Source organism: Janthinobacterium sp. Mn2066, from assembly GCF_049319705.1.
Lineage (GTDB): Bacteria > Pseudomonadota > Gammaproteobacteria > Burkholderiales > Burkholderiaceae_D > Janthinobacterium.
In genome coordinates this window covers 274,432-291,958 of record NZ_JBMOUF010000005.1, presented here as the reverse complement: position 1 = coordinate 291,958, position 17,527 = coordinate 274,432, and the positions used below count along the sequence as shown (strand labels likewise).

Here is a 17,527-nt window from a genome sequence, read left to right as displayed (position 1 = left end):
GACGTGCGTCAAACAAGGGGACAAATGTTACCAAAAGACAATTTTTTCAATTTATCAAGCAGTCCGGCAGTCCACCCTCTGCAGTAACGCGCCTGGCTCAGGCAGGCATGGGAAGTGTGTAATAAAAGGCTCTGTCCTCAATAAATAGGGGAATCTTGCTGCAAGGCTGAGGCCTGACTGATCAGACCAGTCAACCAGGGAGGCCGCCATGCTACAACCGCAATGGCAGATATTGATCGCGCAGTTCGCCAAGCTTTCTCGACATCAACGCCTGGAGGGAATACAAATCCCTGGGAGAGTTCCCACATCTGTCGGTGACATAGCCTAATAAAAACAGCCAAGCCCCCACCCGCCAGAGGCATGACTTCAGGATTCCTTCACCTGCGTCAGGGGTAAGGGGCCGATTAACTGTATATAATTGCCCCATTCTTTACAATCGGGGTGTGGTATGAAGTGGGCCTTGTTGGGCATTTTTGTAATTTCTGTTTTACATATTCATTTTCGTGGCAAGGTGCGCCTGCCGTTCCGCCGCCAGCTGTTCGACCATTCGTCGTTCATGGCGCCGCTGAACCTGTTCATGCATGTCTTTTCGAAAGTCCCGGCCACGCCTTACCTGGCCGTTGCCGACTTCCCTGAACTGGCGCCGCTGCAGCAGAACTGGCACATCATCCGCGATGAAGCGCTGCGCATGCAGGAGCTGAAAAAGATCAAGGCGGCGGAAAAGAACGATGACGTGGGTTTCAATTCCTTCTTTAAATATGGCTGGAAGCGTTTTTACCTGAAATGGTACGACGCGAACCACCCGTCGGCACAGCAGATGTGCCCGCAAACCTATGCGCTGCTGCAATCGATTCCGTCGATCAAGGCCGCCATGTTTGCGGAATTGCCCAAGGGCGGCAAGCTGAACCCGCACCGCGACCCGTTCGCCGGTTCCCTGCGCTACCACCTGGGCTTGCAGACGCCGAACGATGACCGCTGCTACATCGACGTCGATGGCCAGCGCCACAGCTGGCGCGACGGCCTGGCCGTGATGTTCGATGAAACTTATATCCACTCGGCCCGCAATGACGCCGACAGCGACCGCATCATCCTGTTTTGCGATATCGAGCGCCCGATGCGCTACCGCTGGGCACAGGGCTTGAACCGCTGGCTGGGCCGCACCCTGATGACGGCCGCCGCCTCGCCCAACGAACTGGGCGACCAGGTTGGCGGCGTGAGCAAGCTGTTCCGCATTTCCTGGGCCATGGGCCAGTACCGCCGCCAGTTCAAGGCGTGGAACAAGACGGCATACCAGTTGTCCAAGGTCGCGTTGATCGTGGCCATCGTCGCTCTGATCTACTTTATCTGATCTGCTTTATCTGATATTGCTGGTTCCAAACGCAACAAGCCGCCCTCGGGCGGCTTGTTTCGTTTAATCACCCCCAACGGCGAAACTACCGGGGTCGTACCCTCAGGGGGAATGTGCCTCAGTGAGGCACATTCCGATCACGAAGTGACCGACCCCAGTCTTTGCTTTTGGGTTGGAAATAAGGCAAAGCAGCGCCAAGTATCAATATTTTTACTTCGCCGGTTCCACCGTCACCACCAGCCCGTCGCTGGTGGTCCTGATTTGGGTCGGCACGAATTGCACGCCGGCGTAGCGCAGCTCGTCGGGCTTGAAGGTGTAGATCGGCGTTTCATGCAGCAACTGGTCGGCTACCAGGCTGGCGATCTTGGCGAACTGGCGCTGCTGGCCTTCATCCATGCCATCGATGCCCACCTTGTCCACGCTGGCGTCGTTCAGGTAGACGGCATTGCGCTGCGGGTTGAAGGTCAGACGGCCCGAGATGGCCAGGCTGCCATGCCAGGACTTGCGGATGAAGGGCGGCGCCACGTCGGCGTCCAGCGACAGGGCGATACGGTCGCGTTCGGGCTGCATCGCCAGTTGCGGATGCGAGAGTTTCACATCGATCACGGACAGCACGCGCTTGTCGATCGGGAAGCGGCGATCGAGGCCTTGCTGCATCTTGCCGAGCGACAAATTCACATCGCGCGGCCCGATCAGGGTCGAGCAGGAAGCCAGCACGGCGCAGGCAAGCGCGGCCACGGAAAAGGTTTTCAGGAGGGGACGTACGGCAAGCACATTCATGGTGGTTTTCTTCAACATCATCAACAAGGTGCGTACATCTTACACACCAGCCCGTATCAACACAAACGGCGCCCTTGCTGCCAGGGGCGCCGTGTTGCTTTGTTTGCCTGATCCTTGTTAACGGACGAACAAGGCAATCAGGATCACGATGGGCAGCGGAATACCGAGCAGCAGCAAAAGAATGGAACGCATAATGATCTCCCTGAAAACATAGTTAGATGGAAACCTGGCGCAAGACGCGCTCATGGTCGCGCTGGCGGCCGCCCCAGGTGGCTGCCAGGCTCGCCACAAAGGCGCCAAGCAACAGGGCCACGAACATCCACAGGGCCGTATGGGCGCCCGCTTTTCGCGCTGTCTCCGCCGCTTGCTGGGCAGCCGCCTTGGCGTCCGCCGCGGCCTTCGCGGCGCGGTTGTAGACGGCGTCGACGCGCGCTTCGGCCTCGGCCTGGCTCAGGCCGGTACGCTTGGCGACCAGCTGGCCCAGGTAGGCGCGGTCATCGGCAGACAAGCTGCCATTGCCGATGCTGGTGGCGATGATCTTGCCGATTTCACCGCGCTGGTCGGCGGTGGTCACGCCAGCGTCGGTGGTCGTAGCCGCGCTGCGCAGCAAGGTATCGGAGAAATAATCGAGTGGATTGCCGGCATGGCCGGCGCCGCCCTCGCCTGCCTTGGCCGCTGCCACTGCACCCGCAGGCGCCACAGCTTGCGCCACGCCACTGCCCGCTTCGATGGCGCCGCTCAGTACGGCCCGCGTGCCGCCAGCCAGCACGGCCACGGTGATCAGGGTGGCCACGGCCCAGGCCAGCAAGCCATGCGCCGTGTCGCGGAAATGCACTTCATCGACGTGCACGCTGCTCCATTTCACGCGCAAGCGGCCCGCCAGATAGCCGCCGATGCCCGAGGCAGCCAGTTGCATGAAAGCCAGCCAGGCGATGGTCGACACGCCGATGGCCGTGGCATTGAAGGACCAGGGCGAGACGGACGACAGGCCCAGGCCCACGCCGAGGATCAGCAGGATGAAGGACAGCGCAGCGGCGGCCGCGGCGCCAGCAAAAACGGCGCCCCATGACACCCCCGAGTGGTTCAGGTCCGTCGCGGATAGTTGTGTAGCTTGCATAGGTTTCTCCCCTGGAGCGTGGTTGGTGTGCATGCAGGATGGCCCGCCGCTGCCTTTGCGTATGTGCGGCGCCATACACAATCTTGATATTCATACTACTTTCGCGCTGCCGTGTGATCTACTTCACGCCGTGGTGATTCATCAGGTCATACAGGGTGGGCCGGCTCACGCCCAGCAATTCCGCCGCCTTGACGATATTGCCGTCGGCACGGGCCAGCGCGCGCACCATCACCTTGTATTCGGCCGCCTCGCGCGCCTGGCGCAGGTTGATCGTTTCTTCCGCCGGCGATGCCTGCGGCTGGTCCGGCAAACCCAGGTCGTCAAGCGTAATGTGCGGGCCGTCGCACATGATGACGGCGCGCTTGATGCAATTTTCCACTTCGCGCACATTGCCGGGCCAGCCATACGTTTCGATGCGCAGCAAGGCGTCAAGGCTGAAATGCAGCGAGGTCCGCCCTTCCGCGGCGCAAAACTTGTTCTTGAAATGGTGGGCCAGCAAGGCGGCATCGCCGGCCCGCTCGCGCAGCGGCGGGATGCGCAGCACGATTTCGCCGAGCCGGTAATACAAGTCCTCACGGAAACGTCCCTGTTCGGCCAGCGCCTTCAGGTCCTGGTGCGTGGCGCAGACGATGCGTACGTCGACGGCAATTTCATCGCGCCCGCCCACGCGCTCGATCACGCGCTCCTGCAAGAAACGCAGCAGCTTGGCTTGCAGCGCCAGCGGCATGTCGCCGATCTCGTCGAGAAAGAAAGTGCCGCCGTGGGCCAGTTCGATCTTGCCCAGGGTTTGCCGCGCCGCCCCCGTAAAAGCGCCCCGTTCATAACCAAACAGCTCGCTTTCGAGCAGGTTTTCAGGGATCGCCGCGCAATTAATGGCGACAAACCGCTGGGCGTTGCGGCTGCTGAGCGTATGCAAGCCGCGCGCGATCAGCTCCTTGCCGCTGCCCGAATCGCCGAGCAACATCACGCTGGCCGACGACGGCGCCACTTTTTCCACGCTGCGGCACAGTTTCAACATGCCTGGGTCGCGGCTGACGATGCCGGCCAAGGGTGAATCGGCCTGGGTTTGCAACATGCGCCGGTTTTCCTGCTGCATTGCATGCAGGTAAAAAGCGCGGGCGATGACCAGGCCCAGCATGTCGGCGTCGAACGGCTTCTGATGAAAATCATAGGCGCCCAGGGCGATCGCCCGCAAGGCGTGGGCCCGTTCCTGGTTGCCGGACAAAATGATCACCTTGGTGTCGGGCGCCAGGACCAGGATTTGCTGCAAGGTGGCCAGCCCTTGCGTCGCGCCATCGGGGTCGGGCGGCAAGCCCAGGTCCATCGTCACCACGGCCGGCTGGTGGCGCCGCACCTGCGCCAGCGCCGTTTCGCGCTCGGACGCCACCAGCACCTCGTAGGCGGCCAGGCTCCAGCGCAGCTGCTTTTGCAGGCCGGGATCGTCTTCGATGACCAGCAGTTTTTGTTTAGCCATGGTTGTCCTCAGCCGCATGCAGCGGCAAAATCACGCGAAAGGTCGTGCCCACGGCCGGCACGCTGGCCACTTCCAGCCGGCCGCCCACTTCCTCGATATATTCCCGGCTTTCAAACACGCCGATGCCCATGCCAGCCGTCTTGGTGGTGTCGAACGGCTTGAACAGGCGCTCGCGGATGAATTGCTCGCTCATGCCCAGTCCCGTATCGGCCAGCTCCACCACGGCCGTGCCGCTTTCCTGCCGCAGCCGCACGGCAACCTTGCCATCGCTGGGCGTGGCCTCGATGGCGTTCTGGATCAAATGACCGAGCACCCTTTCCAGCCGCGCCCGGTTGGCCAGCACCGTCAATCGGGCATCGATGATGTCCAGCTGCGGCACGGGCGCAAGACTCGCCTTGGCCGCCACCGCCTGGCGCAGCAAGGCATCGAGCTGCAAGGGCGCCGATGGCGGTGCATCGAGCGTTTCGCCGCGCGCCAGCTTTTGCAGCAGGGTTTTCATCTTTTGCACGGAATGGTCGAGCGTGACCAGCATGTCTTGCTGGAATTCGGGATTACTGCGGTGTTTTTCGGCATTGCTGAGCAGCAGAGATAGCTGGAACACCAGGTTTTTCAAGTCGTGCACGATAAAGGTCGACATGCGGTTGAAGGACTCGAACTGGCGCGACACGCTGAGGGTATCGAGCGATTCGCGGTACGCCAGATAGCTGGCCGCCTGGCTGCCGGCAATTTTGAGCACGTCGCGGATTTCCCAATTCAAGCCGATGCGCGTGCGCGGGCGGGCCAGCGCCACCACGCCGAATAGCTTGCCATGCAGCATCAAGGGCACCAGCAGCCACACGTGCTGCAGCGCCAGCGGTAGTTGCAGCTCGTCATACAAACCGGGATGCCGATGGCAATCGGGCGCGTCGATCACCCACTGCCGCGCTTCCATGAACTGGCACAGCGGTCCGGACACAGGCTCGCTCCACGCTTGCGGCGGCCAGTTCCAGCTGGCGGCGGGCGTCAGCACGCCTGGCTCGCGGACGATCCACAAGGCGCCGGCCGGGCTTTCCACCAGCTGCGCCACGGCCTGGATGCTGCGTTCGCCCAGCGCCGGGCCATCTTCCGAGAGCGCGCGCGTAAAGCGCAGCCATTCCTCGCGGTAATCGAAGATCGCCTTATAAAAATGTTTATTGATAAACACCTTGAGCTTGGCGCGCAAGGCGCCGGAAAACAGCACGCCCGCCAGCAGCAGGCCTGCGCCGCCCAGGTAAGCCATCTGCATCAGCGCGCCCCAGGTGCCGCTGACATAACGCAGGTAATACGCGCTGGCCGCCATCGCCAGCAAATAGATGGCCGAACCGAGCAAGGCGGCCGAGCGGAACAGCATCTGCCGCGACACGGACAAGCCCGGCGCCCAGCCCGGATTGCGCGCCGCCGAGACGGCCAGGAGCGGCGCGCACAGCGCATTGACGACGCCGCGCGCGGCCCAGATGTCATCATTGATGGCGCGAAACAGCAAGGCGTCGCTATACAGGTAAAAATCGTAGGCAAACAGGCCGCCCACGCCCAGGCAGGCAAACTTGATGCCCCAGCGCTGGGGCGATGGCGTGTTGCGATACCATTGCTCCACCAGCAACATGCCCAGCACGGCCAGCAGCAGCCGGCAAACGATGGCCGTAGTACGGGCCGGCATGGCCAGCGGCGAAAAGGGATCGGCCAGGCCGCACAGCCATTGCAGGCTGGCAATGGCAAGCAACAGCGCCACGGCCACTCGCAGGCGGGAACGCGCAGGATCGATCAGCAACAGCAGGAACAGCAGCCAGGCGCCCGTGCGCGCCGTTTCCAGCACGACGCCCATCAACGCTGCGTGCTGACCCAGCAGCACCAGGATCACGCTGGCCGTGGCCCAGAGTCCCGTCGCCAGGCAGGCGGCCAGCAAGGCGCGGGCATTCTGGCGGGCGCGCCAGTTACTGATCAATAACAAGGCCAGCGCAAAGAAGGCCAGCGACGCCAGGCCATGGCTGAACGCCGCCGCGTCGGTGGCTGCCAGCAAGTCCGACGCTGTTTTCACCTGCTGCCCTTGCCGAACAGCACCACCTGCACCGTATCGAGCAAGATCAGCAGATCGAGGAACAGGCTATTGTTTTTCACATAATACAGATCGTATTGCAGCTTCCTCACGGCATCGCCGACCGAGGCGCCATAGTGATAACGGACCTGGGCCAGGCCCGTGATGCCGGGCTTGATGCTATGGCGAATGTTGTAGTAAGGCACCTCCTGCTTGAGCTGCTCGACAAAATAAGCACGCTCGGGGCGCGGCCCCACGAAACTCATCTCGCCGCGAAACACATTGAGCATCTGCGGCAATTCATCGATACGCAGCTTGCGTATCCAGCGGCCCACGCGCGTGATCCGGCTATCGTTGGCGGTGGCCCAGGTGGGCTTGCCGTCGCCCTCGGCATCACAGCGCATGCTGCGGAACTTGAGCACATTGAAAGGCAAGCCGTCGCGCCCTACCCGTTCCTGCTGGTAAAACACGGGACCGCCATCTTCCAGGCGGATGCAGATCATGGTGGCCAGCATCACCGGCAAGGCGGCGACAAAGATGGCGGCGCTGGCGGCCAGGTCGAACAAGCGCTTGGAAGCGGCCCGCACAAAGCTTTGGTCAAAGCCGCCGCCATAGATCAGATAGCTGGGCTGCAGGGAATCGATGCGGATCTGGCAAGCTTCGCGCTCAAAGAACGTGGCGGCGTCGATCACGCGCACGCCGCCCAGCGCGCATTCGAGCAATTGCTTGACGGGAAACGCGCCATTGCGCCGGTCGCTGACGGAGACGACGATTTCCTGTGCATCGTAGCGCTGCGCCATGGCCAGCAGGGACGGCTCGGCCGGCAGCAGCGCCGAGGCCGGCACGCAGCACGTCTCGCCCGGCACGTGGATGCAGCCCACCACCGTAAATTGATGGAAACCGATCTTGCTGGCCGCCAGGTCCATGCATTCGCGGGCCAGCGCGCCATCGCCGACCAGCATCAGCCGCCCTTCCATCAGGCTCGATTCCGATGATTTGAACACGGCCAGCCGCGCCAGCAGCACGCCGATGGCGCCCAGCGCGAAGATGGCCAGGCTGGCGCGGCCGAAATGCAGCGAGGGTATCACGCGGATCAACAAGCTGAGCAGGGCAAACCCCAGCGCAAACGACGGCATGATGCGCAGCAAGGTATTGCGGATATCTTCGCGCGAGCGGTGCTGGTACATGCCCAGGGTGCTCATGCTGAACACGATCACCAGCGCAAACGCCAGCGCAGACAGGTAAATGTCGCCCGCATGCACGATGCGGCTGGTATCGACCAGCCAGATCAATGACGTCAGGGTGGCGGACAGCAGCAGGATCATTATTTCCAGCAACAGCAAGATAAACGCCGTCTTGGAAACGTAATGGCTGAATATGCGGATCATGTGTGCCCCCTGCAGCAAGAACAGTTCGGCTAGGAAAATAGCAGCCAGAAACTGGTCTCACCATCATGGCGAACTGTTCCGCACAAGCATTGACACGCCACAAGCCACGGCCTCAGCTATCACGCGCAGGCAGAATTTAGCTCAACACATTACCGAATGATGTGAAATGGAATATAGTATGCTTCCCTCAAATAAGATCAATGTCATGAAATTTGATGTCGCGATTGTCGGCAGTGGCCTGGCGGGTTTATCGGTTGCACTGCATTTAGCTGAAACGCGCACCGTCGCGATCATTTCCAAACGCGCGCTGCTCGATGGCGCCAGCAACTGGGCGCAAGGCGGCATCGCGGCCGTGCTGGACTCGGGCGATAGCCACCAGGAACATATCCAGGACACATTGATCGCCGGCGGCGGCCTGTGCGACGAGGCAGCCACGCGCTACATCGTCGAACATGGCCGCGAAGCGATCGAATGGCTGATCGAACAAGGCGTGCCGTTTACCCGTGACGCCAGCGCCGAACTGGGTTTCCATCTGACGCGCGAAGGCGGACACAGCCAGCGCCGCATCATCCATGCGGCCGACGCCACCGGCCACGCCGTGCAAGTGACCCTGGAAGAAAAGGTGCGCGCCCATCCGAACATCAGCCTGTTTGAACATCACTGCGCGATCGACCTGATCACCTCCGACAAGCTGGGCATGAAACCGGTCCAGCGCAACGCCCAGCCCCATTGCCACGGCCTGTACGTGCAAGATGAGCAAACCGGCAAGGTGCTGACGTTTGCCGCCGAACATACCGTGCTGGCCACGGGCGGCGCCGGTAAAGTGTATTTGTACACCACCAACCCGGACACGGCCAGCGGCGACGGCATCGCCATGGCCTGGCGCGCCGGCTGCCGCGTGTCGAACATGGAATTCATCCAGTTCCACCCGACTTGCCTGTACCACCCGTATGCCAAGTCCTTCCTGATTACCGAAGCCATCCGTGGCGAAGGCGGCTTGCTGAAGCTGCCGCCCGAAGCGGGCGCAGCAGCCGGCACGCGCTTCATGCTGGCCCACGACGAGCGGGCCGAACTGGCGCCGCGCGACGTGGTGGCGCGCGCCATCGACTTCGAGATCAAGAAACGCGGCCTCGATTATGTGCACCTGGACATCAGCCACAAGCCGGCCGACTTCCTGATCGAACACTTCCCCACAATTTATGCCCGCTGCCTGGAACTGGGCATCGACATCACCAGGGAACCGATCCCCATCGTGCCCGCCGCCCACTACACCTGCGGCGGCGTGGTGACGGACCTGGCCGGCCGCGCCGACTTGCCTGGCCTGTATGCCGTGGGCGAGACGGCCTGCACGGGCTTGCATGGCGCCAACCGCCTGGCCAGCAATTCCCTGCTGGAATGCATCGTCATCGGCCGCGCCTGCGCGCAGGATATCGAAAGCAAGGAAAAACTGGGCACGCCATATTTGCCCGACTGGGATGAAAGCCGGGTCACGGATGCCGATGAAGAAGTGGTGATTGCCCACAACTGGGACGAATTGCGCCGCTTTATGTGGAATTACGTGGGTATCGTGCGCACCACGAAACGCCTGGAACGGGCCCAGCACCGCATTGCCTTGCTGAAAGAGGAAATCGACGAGTACTACCGCAACTTCCGCATCACGCACGACTTGCTGGAATTGCGCAACCTGGTCGACGTGGCGTCGATGATCGTCAACAGCGCCCTGTCGCGCCGCGAAAGCCGTGGCCTGCACTTCAGCCGCGACTACCCGGAAACCTTGCCGAAGGCGATCGCCAGCGTGCTGACGCCGCCACGGCGCTAAGCGCAACACTGGGGTCCGTCCCTTCGGGATCGGAATACGCTCCATTGGAGCGTATTCCCCCGGCGGGTCTGACCCCAGTTTTTCGCCATTCATAGTCGGCCGTGCCAGCCAAGTCCGCTAAGGGGGCAAGACCGCCGCGCCGTCTGCATCAAATCTTGCATCGCTGACCAGCACGCCACCGCGGCCGTAATGGCGCTGCCTGGCCAGCTTGCCGTTCGGGTGGAAGTCCAGCAACTGGCCTTGCAGCACATCGTCCACATACTGTGCGCTGCGGCGCACTGTGCCGTCGGGATAATATTCCGTGCTGGGGCCATGCTTTTTGCCCAGCCTGAACTGGCCACGGCTCTGTACCATGCCATCGGGATAAAACAGCAGCAGCTCGCCGTCCGTCTTGCCATCGCGTATCGTCATGCGCGTGCGCGGCTTGCCGTGCTCGTCAAACGTTTCCAGTTCGCCATCGATACGCTTGCCATCGCGGTAATCCTCCTCCGCCAGCAACTGGCCATTGTCGTGATACGCCTGCTGCACGCCATGGGCCTTGCCATGGCGCTGCACGCCGCGCAAGGCCAGGGCGCCGTCAGGAAAAAACGTCTGGACGATTTCCTGTCCGTCTGGCAAGGCCTCCACCTGCATTTCGACCTGGCCATCGGGATAATAAAAGCGATGGCTACCCACCGGCCTGCCACCCAGGAAGCCGGGCGCATCCATCAGCGCCGACAGGCGCCGCGGCTCGCCCGGGCGCACATAAAACACCTCGGCTTGCCAGGTACCGGCCTGCTTTCCTGGCGGCAACGGCAGCACCAGCGCATACAACGCATGTTCCCTGGCCTCGCTGCGCGTCAGATTCCGGCTCAGGTACAGGCGCGCCTTGCCATCCGCGCAGGCTTGCGCCTCGCAAACACCCAGCTTGCTCACTTGCGGCAAGGCATGGGCGCCGCCGCCACCTGGCGCAGGACAGGACGTGAGCCGCATCAACAGCGGAGTCTTGTTGCGTATCAGTTCTGCCAACTGCGTCTTCATGGTCTGGTACTGGTTTTCTTCCAGCCCCAGCGACGCCGCATCCATGCGCGCCTGCCGGCCGCCGCAGCCGGTATCGCTGGCCAGCGCCAGCACATCGCCGCCCGGCACCGCCGTGATGGCACTGACCACTTGCCTCTGTTCAATCTCAGCCCTGGCCACCGCAGGCCACAGCAGCAAGCTGCCCGCGAGCAGCGGCAGCGCTAATGCAGTGAACGCCATGCCTGCTCCGCTTGCAATACCTGGGGAACTCCCGCCGCCGGCGCGCCGCCGCATTCGCCCTGCGCCTGCCCCTCCACATACCGGCATTCGCCCGCCAGGCTGCCATCTTCACGCCAGCTGCGGCTCCAGCCATGGCGCCTGTCGTCCAGATACGCGATGGCATGTTCCAGCTGGCCATTGTCATACCAGGAGCGCGATATGCCCTGCTCGCGCTGCTGTCCGTCCCAGCGGCGTTCCAGTACCAGCACGCCTTGCGCGTTGTAGCGCCGGGTGTTGCGCAGTTTGCCCTTGCTGTCATATTGCTGCTGGGTTTGCACGGTGCCGGCCGGATAAAACTCCAGCGCCTCGCCTACCGGCAAGTCATCCGCCATCGACATGCTGCTGCGCACGGCGCCATCGCTAAAGTAATCGACACTGAAGCCATTGAACTTGCCCTTGTTTACCTGCCTGCGGCTGGCGATTTTTCCATCAGGATAATAAATGAGCAATTCACCTTCCATTTTTCCACCACGCAACTCGTAACTGGTATTCAGGCTGCCCGACTCGTCGAAACTTTGCACCGGGCCATCAATACTCTTGCCGTTGCGATATTCCATGGCAACGCGCAGCTTGCCCGTGCTGTGGAATTCACGATGCACGCCTTCCGGCAAGCCAGCGCGCCATCCACCCTGGGTTTCCAGCGTGCCATCGGGATAATACGTGCTGCTGATGCCGTCCTGCCGGCCCTGCGCATCCTGCGCCACCTGTTTTTCAACCTTGCCGTCCAGGTAATACACGGTGTAGCCGCGCACCAGCTTGCCTTGCGCATAATCGCTGGCGTCGACCAGGCCCGTCATGCGCACATGCTGTTCGGACACATCGCGTACCTGGGCGCGCCACGTCCCCTCGGCCTGGCCTGGTGGCAGCGGCAGCAAGAGTACGTTTTCCGCATCCGCCTGCGCCACGGGAAAAAACCGCGCATGCAGATACAGGCGCGCCTGCCCATCGGCACAGGACCCGGTAACGGTCCCGGTAACGGTCCCGGTAACGGCACTAGCGTCATCGCTGCGACAGGCAGCCAGCTTCCTCACGATGGGCACCGCCATGTCCGCCGTTTCGCCCACCGGACAGCTGGCCAGGGTCAGCAGCATGGGCACGCCGTCTTGCACCTGGCCCGCCAGCGTGGTTTTCAAGGCGGCATACGCCGCTTCGTCCAGGCCCACCGAACGCGCATCCATGCGCACCTGCCGGCCGCCGCAGGCCGTATCGGCCGCCACCGTCAGTACGTCGGCGCCCTGGCTGTCGGGTTCAGGTGCAATGCCCGTAATCACCTGGCGCTGCACGATATCGGCGTGGGCCAGGCAGGGCCACAGCAGCGCGGCCAACAGCGCAATCTTGCATGGATTCATGGCAGGGATCGATATAAAATAAATCACGATGCATATCTTACATGACGTCCCTGGCATCAACGCACACCCCAGGCGGCATGCCTGCCGCTACGTGCTTCCGCCTGTCAATCATCGGTCGTCACGCTGAGCGCTTCCCAGGCATCGATTTCGCTGGACAATTGCGCCAGTTTCGCCCGCACGATGGCCAGCGCATCGCTGCCCAGCAGCAAGTGTGCGGGTGGTGTGGCGCTGTCCAGCATGCTCAGAATGGCGCGCGCCGCCTTGGCCGGATCGCCCAGCTGCCTGCCGCTCTTTTCTTCGCGCGCCTGGCGGATCGGGTCGAACACGCTATCGTAATCGGCGATGCTGCGCGGGCTGCGCTGCATCGAGCGGCCGGCCCAGTCCGTGCGGAACGACCCCGGCGCCACGGCCGTCACATGGATGCCGAACGGCGCCACTTCCTTGCCCAGCGCGTCCGAAATGCCTTCCAGCGCAAACTTGCTGCCGCAGTAGTACGCCACGCCCGGCATGCCCACATGGCCGCCCATCGAGGTGATATTGACGATATGGCCACGACGGCGCTGGCGCATGGCCGGCAAGAAAGCCCTGGTCACGGCCACGGCGCCAAACACATTCACGTCGAACTGGCGCCGCAGCTCGTCCAGCGGCGACTCTTCCAGCACGCCTTCATGGCCGTAACCGGCGTTATTGACCAGCACGTCGACGGGACCGACCGTTGCTTCCACTTCCGCCGCCAGTCCTTCGGCCGCAGCAAAATCGCTGACATCGAGGATGCGGCCAAAGGCACGGCCCGGCTGCAAGGCCTCGAATTCCTGCCGCGCCTGTTGATTGCGCAGCGTGCCGACAACCTTGTGGCCGGCCGCCAGGGCTTCCCTGGCCAGCGCCAGGCCAAAGCCGCTGCTGACGCCGGTAATGACGATGGTTTTTGGTGCGGTGCCTGTTGATGCCTTGGTTACAATCGAGGTCATGATGCTGCTCCTGTATCTATATGTTTGAGAGTGAAAAAACCTGGTCTCATGCAGTGGCCAGGCTTGCCCGATGGTTCAGTACGGCCACGACCATTGCGAGCGCGCTCCAGACCAGCAGCTGGACCAATACCAGCGGCCAGCCGCCGGCGCCCCAGGCCAGCACGCCCACCAACGTGCCCAGCGCCCCGCCCAGGAAAAAAATGGTCATGAATACCGTATTGATGCGGCTGTGGGCTGTTTCATCGAGTGCATACAATTGCGCCAGGTTATTGACTTGCGTGCCCTGCACGCCTATATCGATCAGCAAGGTTGCCAGCACGAAGGCGGCCAGGGATGCGGGCCACAGCGTCACGCACAGCACGCCGCAAACGATCAGCCCGGTCGTCAGGATCTGCGCCCGCTCGGGGCTGGCCTTGTCAGCCATGCGGCCAAACCAGGGCGCAACCATGGCGCCGCCGATCGCCACCAGCCCGAACAGGCCGATCTGGTCGCTGCGGTAATTGAACGGCGCGGCACTCAGCAGTAACGTCAGCGTGGTCCAGAACGAGCAGAAGGCGCCAAATACCAGCGCGCCCATGCAGCTGATGCGCCGCAGCCTGGCAAAGCGGCCGAACTGGCGCACGGTCGAGGCCAGCAGCGCGCCGTAGCTGCCCGTGTGGCGCCCCCGCTGGCTGGCGTGCTGGCGCGGCAAGGTGACCAGCACCAGTAGCGCAACAGCCAGCGCCAGGCCAGCCGACAAGCCATAGACCCAGCGCCAGCCCAGCCATTGGGCGATATAGCCGCTGAAGATGCGCGCCGCCAGGATGCCCGTCAAGGTGCCCGTAAACACAATGCCCAGGGTCTTGCCCTTGGCGCCAGGCTGGCTCAGGGCCGCCGCCATCGGCACCAGGATTTGCACGGCAACGGCCAGCACGCCGATGGCAAAGCTGCATGCGTAGGCCGCCAGCAGGCTGCCGCTGCACGCCATGCCCGCCAGGGCGACGGCCAGCAAGAGTTCCAGCACGATCACGATCATCTTGCGGTCCAGCATGTCGCCTAGCGGCGCCAGGAAGAACAGGCCGATGCCGACCCCGGCCTGCGTCAGCGCGGGCAAGCGTCCGATGGCGGTGGCGTCCGCCCCGAACGCAGCGGCGATCTGCGCCAGTATCGGCTGCGCGTAATACACATTGGCGATCGTGATGCCGGTGGTCGCCGCCATGATCAGGATTTGCGCCGTAGAAAGGGGTTTCTGGTTCATTGAAGGATATGCCCATGCGCCACCGGCCCGTCGCCGGTGATCAGGAAGAAAAAGCGCCCTCAGCCGAGGGCGCCGAACGGAACGCTTACTTGTCGAGTCCAGCCATCAGCACATACTTGACCTCGACATACTCTTCGATCCCGTAATAGCTGCCCTCGCGGCCATAACCGGAGTGCTTGACGCCGCCAAACGGAATCGAGGCCGTGCCCACCGAGCCGGAATTGAGGATCACCATGCCCGCTTCGATGTTGCGCGACATGCGGAAGGCACGGCCCAGGTCACGCGTGTACACGTAGGCGACCAGGCCATATTCCGTATTGTTGGCGCGCCGCACCACCTCTTCTTCGTTCCTGAAGCGGTAGATGGCAAACACGGGGCCGAAGATCTCGGTCTGCGCCACACGCATCTCGTCCTCGAGGTTGGCCAGCACGGTCGGTTCGTAAAACAGGCCGCCTTTGGCGTGCGGCTTGCCGCCAAGAACCACCTTGGCGCCGGCGTGCTTGGCATCGTCCACCAGCTCGGCTACCTTGTCGATGCCCAATTGGTTGATCAGGGGACCGACGACGAACTCATCCTGCAAGCCCTGGTCGACGCGGATGGCGGCCACTTTCTGCGCCACGGCAGCGACGAAACGGTCATGGATGGCGTCCTGCACATAAACGCGGTTCGGCGAAATGCACACCTGGCCCGAATTGCGCAGCTTGGCCGATACCAGCCCGGCCACGGCGTCGTCGAAACTGGCGTCGTCAAACACGATGAAAGGCGCATTGCCGCCCAGTTCCAGCGTCATTTTCTTCAAGTCATTGCCGCAGGCGGAAGCGAGCAGCTTGCCGATGGCCGTGGAACCCGTAAACGAGATCTTGCGGATGCGCGTGTCGCTGACAAACAGTTGACCGATGTCTTTCGGATTGCCCGTCACCATCTCGAACACGCCTTCCGGAATCCCGGCGCGGCGCGCATATTCCAGCAGCTTGTACGCCGTCAGCGGCGTCAGCTCGGACGGCTTGATGATCATGGTGCAGCCGGCCGCCAGCGCCGTGGCGATCTTGCGGGCGATCATCATGAACGGGAAATTCCAGGGCGTGATCGCCGCCGTCGGGCCGGCAGGCTCCTTGACGACGATCACTTGCGCGTTGGCGGCGTGCGACGGGATGGTGTCGCCATACACGCGCTTGGCTTCTTCGGCATACCACTCGATAAAGCCCAGTCCATAGTCGATTTCGCCCAGCGCCTCGGACAGGCATTTGCCGTTTTCCCGCACCAGCAGTTCCGCGAAGACTAGCCTGTCGGCGCGGACCAGTTCGAACCAGCGGCGCAGCAGGTCGCCGCGCTCCTTGGCCAGCTTGCGCGACCAGCCAGGAAAGGCGTCGCAGGTACGGGTAATGGCGGCCTGCACTTCAGCCACGCTGTTGTCAGGCGCGGTACCGACCACGGAACCATCTGCAGGGTTGAATACGTTGATCATGATATAGCTCTTCCCATAAGGATTGAAAGGAGTACAAGGCGGCTGCCCCGTGCTGCCGCCCCGCATCGCGGACTGCTTGCAAGCTGCCTTGCAGCAGCGCACTTTGTTGCAGGGCATGGATTGCATGATAGGCAGTCGCACTGCAACGGTCGATGGCCTGCAATCTGTACTTATTGCCTAATCCTATTGATAGCTATATATTCGTGTATGCTGCCGTCTGCGCTGCTGGCATAATGGCGGCTCCATTCAGCGAGGGATTCCCATGACCGATGCATCGTCCGCCTATACGCCGCAAGAACGCGAACAGCAGCGGCTGCGCATGATCCAGTTGCTGGAACGGCTGGCGCCGACCGAGGGCTACAACCTGTCGCCCTTGCCCGATGTGCGCTTCTTGCGCTCGAACCGCGCCTTGAAACTGGTGCCGGTGCTGTACGACCCCGGCATCGTGATCGTCTGCCAGGGCCGGAAACGGGGATTTTTTGGTGGCCAGACCTATGTCTACGATGAAAACCATTGCCTGGTGGTCTCGGTGCCCGTGCCGTTCACGATGGAAACGGACGCCAGCGCAGAAGAACCGCTGCTGGCCATCTATATGCACCTGGACTTCAAGCTGGCCGCCGACCTGATGCTGCAGCTGGACCAGCTGGGAGCGGTCGCGCCCGGCAAGCCGCAAGGCATGCTGTCGACCGCCATGGACAAAAAACTCAACGGCTCCGTACTGCGTTTCCTGGCCGCCATGAGCGAGCCGACGGAAGCGGCCATCCTCGGCCCAGCGCTGGTGCGTGAAATCTACTTCCACATATTAAATAGCGAGCAAGGCCCGTCCATGCGCGCCGCGCTGACGATGCAGGGCCAATTCGGCAAGGTGGCCAGGGCCTTGCGCCAGCTGCATGCGCGCTACAGCGAAGATCTGAGCGTCGAGCAACTGGCCAGCGAGGCGGGCATGAGCGTGCCCGCCTTCCACGTGCACTTCAAGAACGTGACCAACACCTCGCCCATGCAATACCTGAAATCGACGCGCTTGCACCAGGCGCGGCTGCTGATGGTGCGCAACAGCATCACGGCTGCGGCCGCCAGCAGCCAAGTCGGCTACGACAGCCCGTCCCAGTTCAGCCGCGAATTCAAGCGATTGTTCGGCAACAGCCCGGTCGAAGAAGTCAAGCGCATGCGCGCCGACTTTGCCGTGCCGCCGGCGCATGCGGCGTCCGTGTTCGTGTCATCGCATTGACAATGCATTGACAACGCGGCTGCCGG

The 17,527-nt window shown here is 62.5% G+C and carries 13 protein-coding genes; 3 read left to right on the top strand and 10 right to left on the bottom strand.

Annotated elements, in window-relative coordinates; all coding sequences use genetic code 11:
• The first annotated feature begins 448 nt into the window (after nucleotides 1-448).
• A complete protein-coding gene (gene lpxO / locus ACL9RI_RS11810) occupies nucleotides 449-1,348 on the top strand; it encodes a lipid A hydroxylase LpxO (RefSeq protein WP_422726761.1) in 900 nt (299 codons plus the stop codon).
• Nucleotides 1,349-1,558: 210 nt separating this feature from the next.
• On the opposite strand, the gene ACL9RI_RS11805 is transcribed toward lpxO, so the two are convergent.
• The 5 genes from ACL9RI_RS11805 to ACL9RI_RS11785 all read right to left on the bottom strand — a co-directional run bounded on the left by ACL9RI_RS11805 (nucleotide 1,559) and on the right by ACL9RI_RS11785 (nucleotide 8,157).
• Nucleotides 1,559-2,149 carry a DUF1439 domain-containing protein gene (locus ACL9RI_RS11805; protein ID WP_422726760.1) on the bottom strand — a complete coding sequence of 197 codons (591 nt, stop codon included), beginning with the start codon at nucleotides 2,147-2,149 and terminating at the stop codon, nucleotides 1,559-1,561.
• A 193-nt stretch (nucleotides 2,150-2,342) separates the two neighbouring features.
• Entirely contained in the window at nucleotides 2,343-3,245 is a 903-nt protein-coding gene (locus ACL9RI_RS11800) for a hypothetical protein (protein WP_422726759.1), read from the bottom strand.
• A 118-nt stretch (nucleotides 3,246-3,363) separates the two neighbouring features.
• Nucleotides 3,364-4,719: a PEP-CTERM-box response regulator transcription factor gene (prsR, locus tag ACL9RI_RS11795; protein ID WP_422726758.1), complete on the bottom strand. Its 1,356-nt coding sequence runs from the start codon at nucleotides 4,717-4,719 to the stop codon at nucleotides 3,364-3,366.
• Nucleotides 4,712-6,772 carry an XrtA/PEP-CTERM system histidine kinase PrsK gene (gene prsK / locus ACL9RI_RS11790; RefSeq protein ID WP_422726757.1) on the bottom strand — a complete coding sequence of 687 codons (2,061 nt, stop codon included), beginning with the start codon at nucleotides 6,770-6,772 and terminating at the stop codon, nucleotides 4,712-4,714. The genes prsR and prsK overlap by 8 nt, the downstream gene beginning before the upstream one ends.
• Nucleotides 6,769-8,157: a TIGR03013 family XrtA/PEP-CTERM system glycosyltransferase gene (locus tag ACL9RI_RS11785; RefSeq protein WP_422726756.1), complete on the bottom strand. Its 1,389-nt coding sequence runs from the start codon at nucleotides 8,155-8,157 to the stop codon at nucleotides 6,769-6,771. Before ACL9RI_RS11785 ends, prsK begins: the two co-directional genes overlap by 4 nt.
• 205 nt (nucleotides 8,158-8,362) lie before the next feature.
• Between ACL9RI_RS11785 and nadB the strand changes: the two genes are divergently transcribed.
• The gene (gene nadB, locus ACL9RI_RS11780; protein WP_422726755.1) at nucleotides 8,363-9,976 is read left to right on the top strand and encodes an L-aspartate oxidase; all 1,614 of its coding nucleotides are present in this window, start codon (nucleotides 8,363-8,365) and stop codon (nucleotides 9,974-9,976) included.
• Between the two features lie 117 nt (nucleotides 9,977-10,093).
• On the opposite strand, the gene ACL9RI_RS11775 is transcribed toward nadB, so the two are convergent.
• From ACL9RI_RS11775 to ACL9RI_RS11755, 5 genes are all read right to left on the bottom strand, one after another.
• Nucleotides 10,094-11,215: a toxin-antitoxin system YwqK family antitoxin gene (locus ACL9RI_RS11775; protein ID WP_422726754.1), complete on the bottom strand. Its 1,122-nt coding sequence runs from the start codon at nucleotides 11,213-11,215 to the stop codon at nucleotides 10,094-10,096.
• Nucleotides 11,197-12,603, bottom strand: a complete 1,407-nt coding sequence (locus ACL9RI_RS11770) for a toxin-antitoxin system YwqK family antitoxin (RefSeq protein WP_422726753.1) — start codon at nucleotides 12,601-12,603, stop codon at nucleotides 11,197-11,199. Before ACL9RI_RS11770 ends, ACL9RI_RS11775 begins: the two co-directional genes overlap by 19 nt.
• A 104-nt stretch (nucleotides 12,604-12,707) precedes the next feature.
• Nucleotides 12,708-13,571, bottom strand: coding sequence for an oxidoreductase (locus ACL9RI_RS11765; protein WP_422726752.1), 864 nt, complete (start codon nucleotides 13,569-13,571; stop codon nucleotides 12,708-12,710).
• Nucleotides 13,572-13,617: 46 nt separating this feature from the next.
• A complete protein-coding gene (locus ACL9RI_RS11760) occupies nucleotides 13,618-14,808 on the bottom strand; it encodes an MFS transporter (protein WP_422726751.1) in 1,191 nt (396 codons plus the stop codon).
• 85 nt (nucleotides 14,809-14,893) lie between these two features.
• Nucleotides 14,894-16,273, bottom strand: coding sequence for an NAD-dependent succinate-semialdehyde dehydrogenase (locus tag ACL9RI_RS11755; protein WP_422726750.1), 1,380 nt, complete (start codon nucleotides 16,271-16,273; stop codon nucleotides 14,894-14,896).
• A 262-nt stretch (nucleotides 16,274-16,535) separates the two neighbouring features.
• On the opposite strand from ACL9RI_RS11755, the gene ACL9RI_RS11750 reads away from it, so the two are divergent.
• Nucleotides 16,536-17,501 (top strand): AraC family transcriptional regulator, encoded by a 966-nt coding sequence (locus tag ACL9RI_RS11750; protein ID WP_422726749.1) that lies wholly within the window; start codon nucleotides 16,536-16,538, stop codon nucleotides 17,499-17,501.
• Nucleotides 17,502-17,527 lie beyond the last annotated feature (26 nt).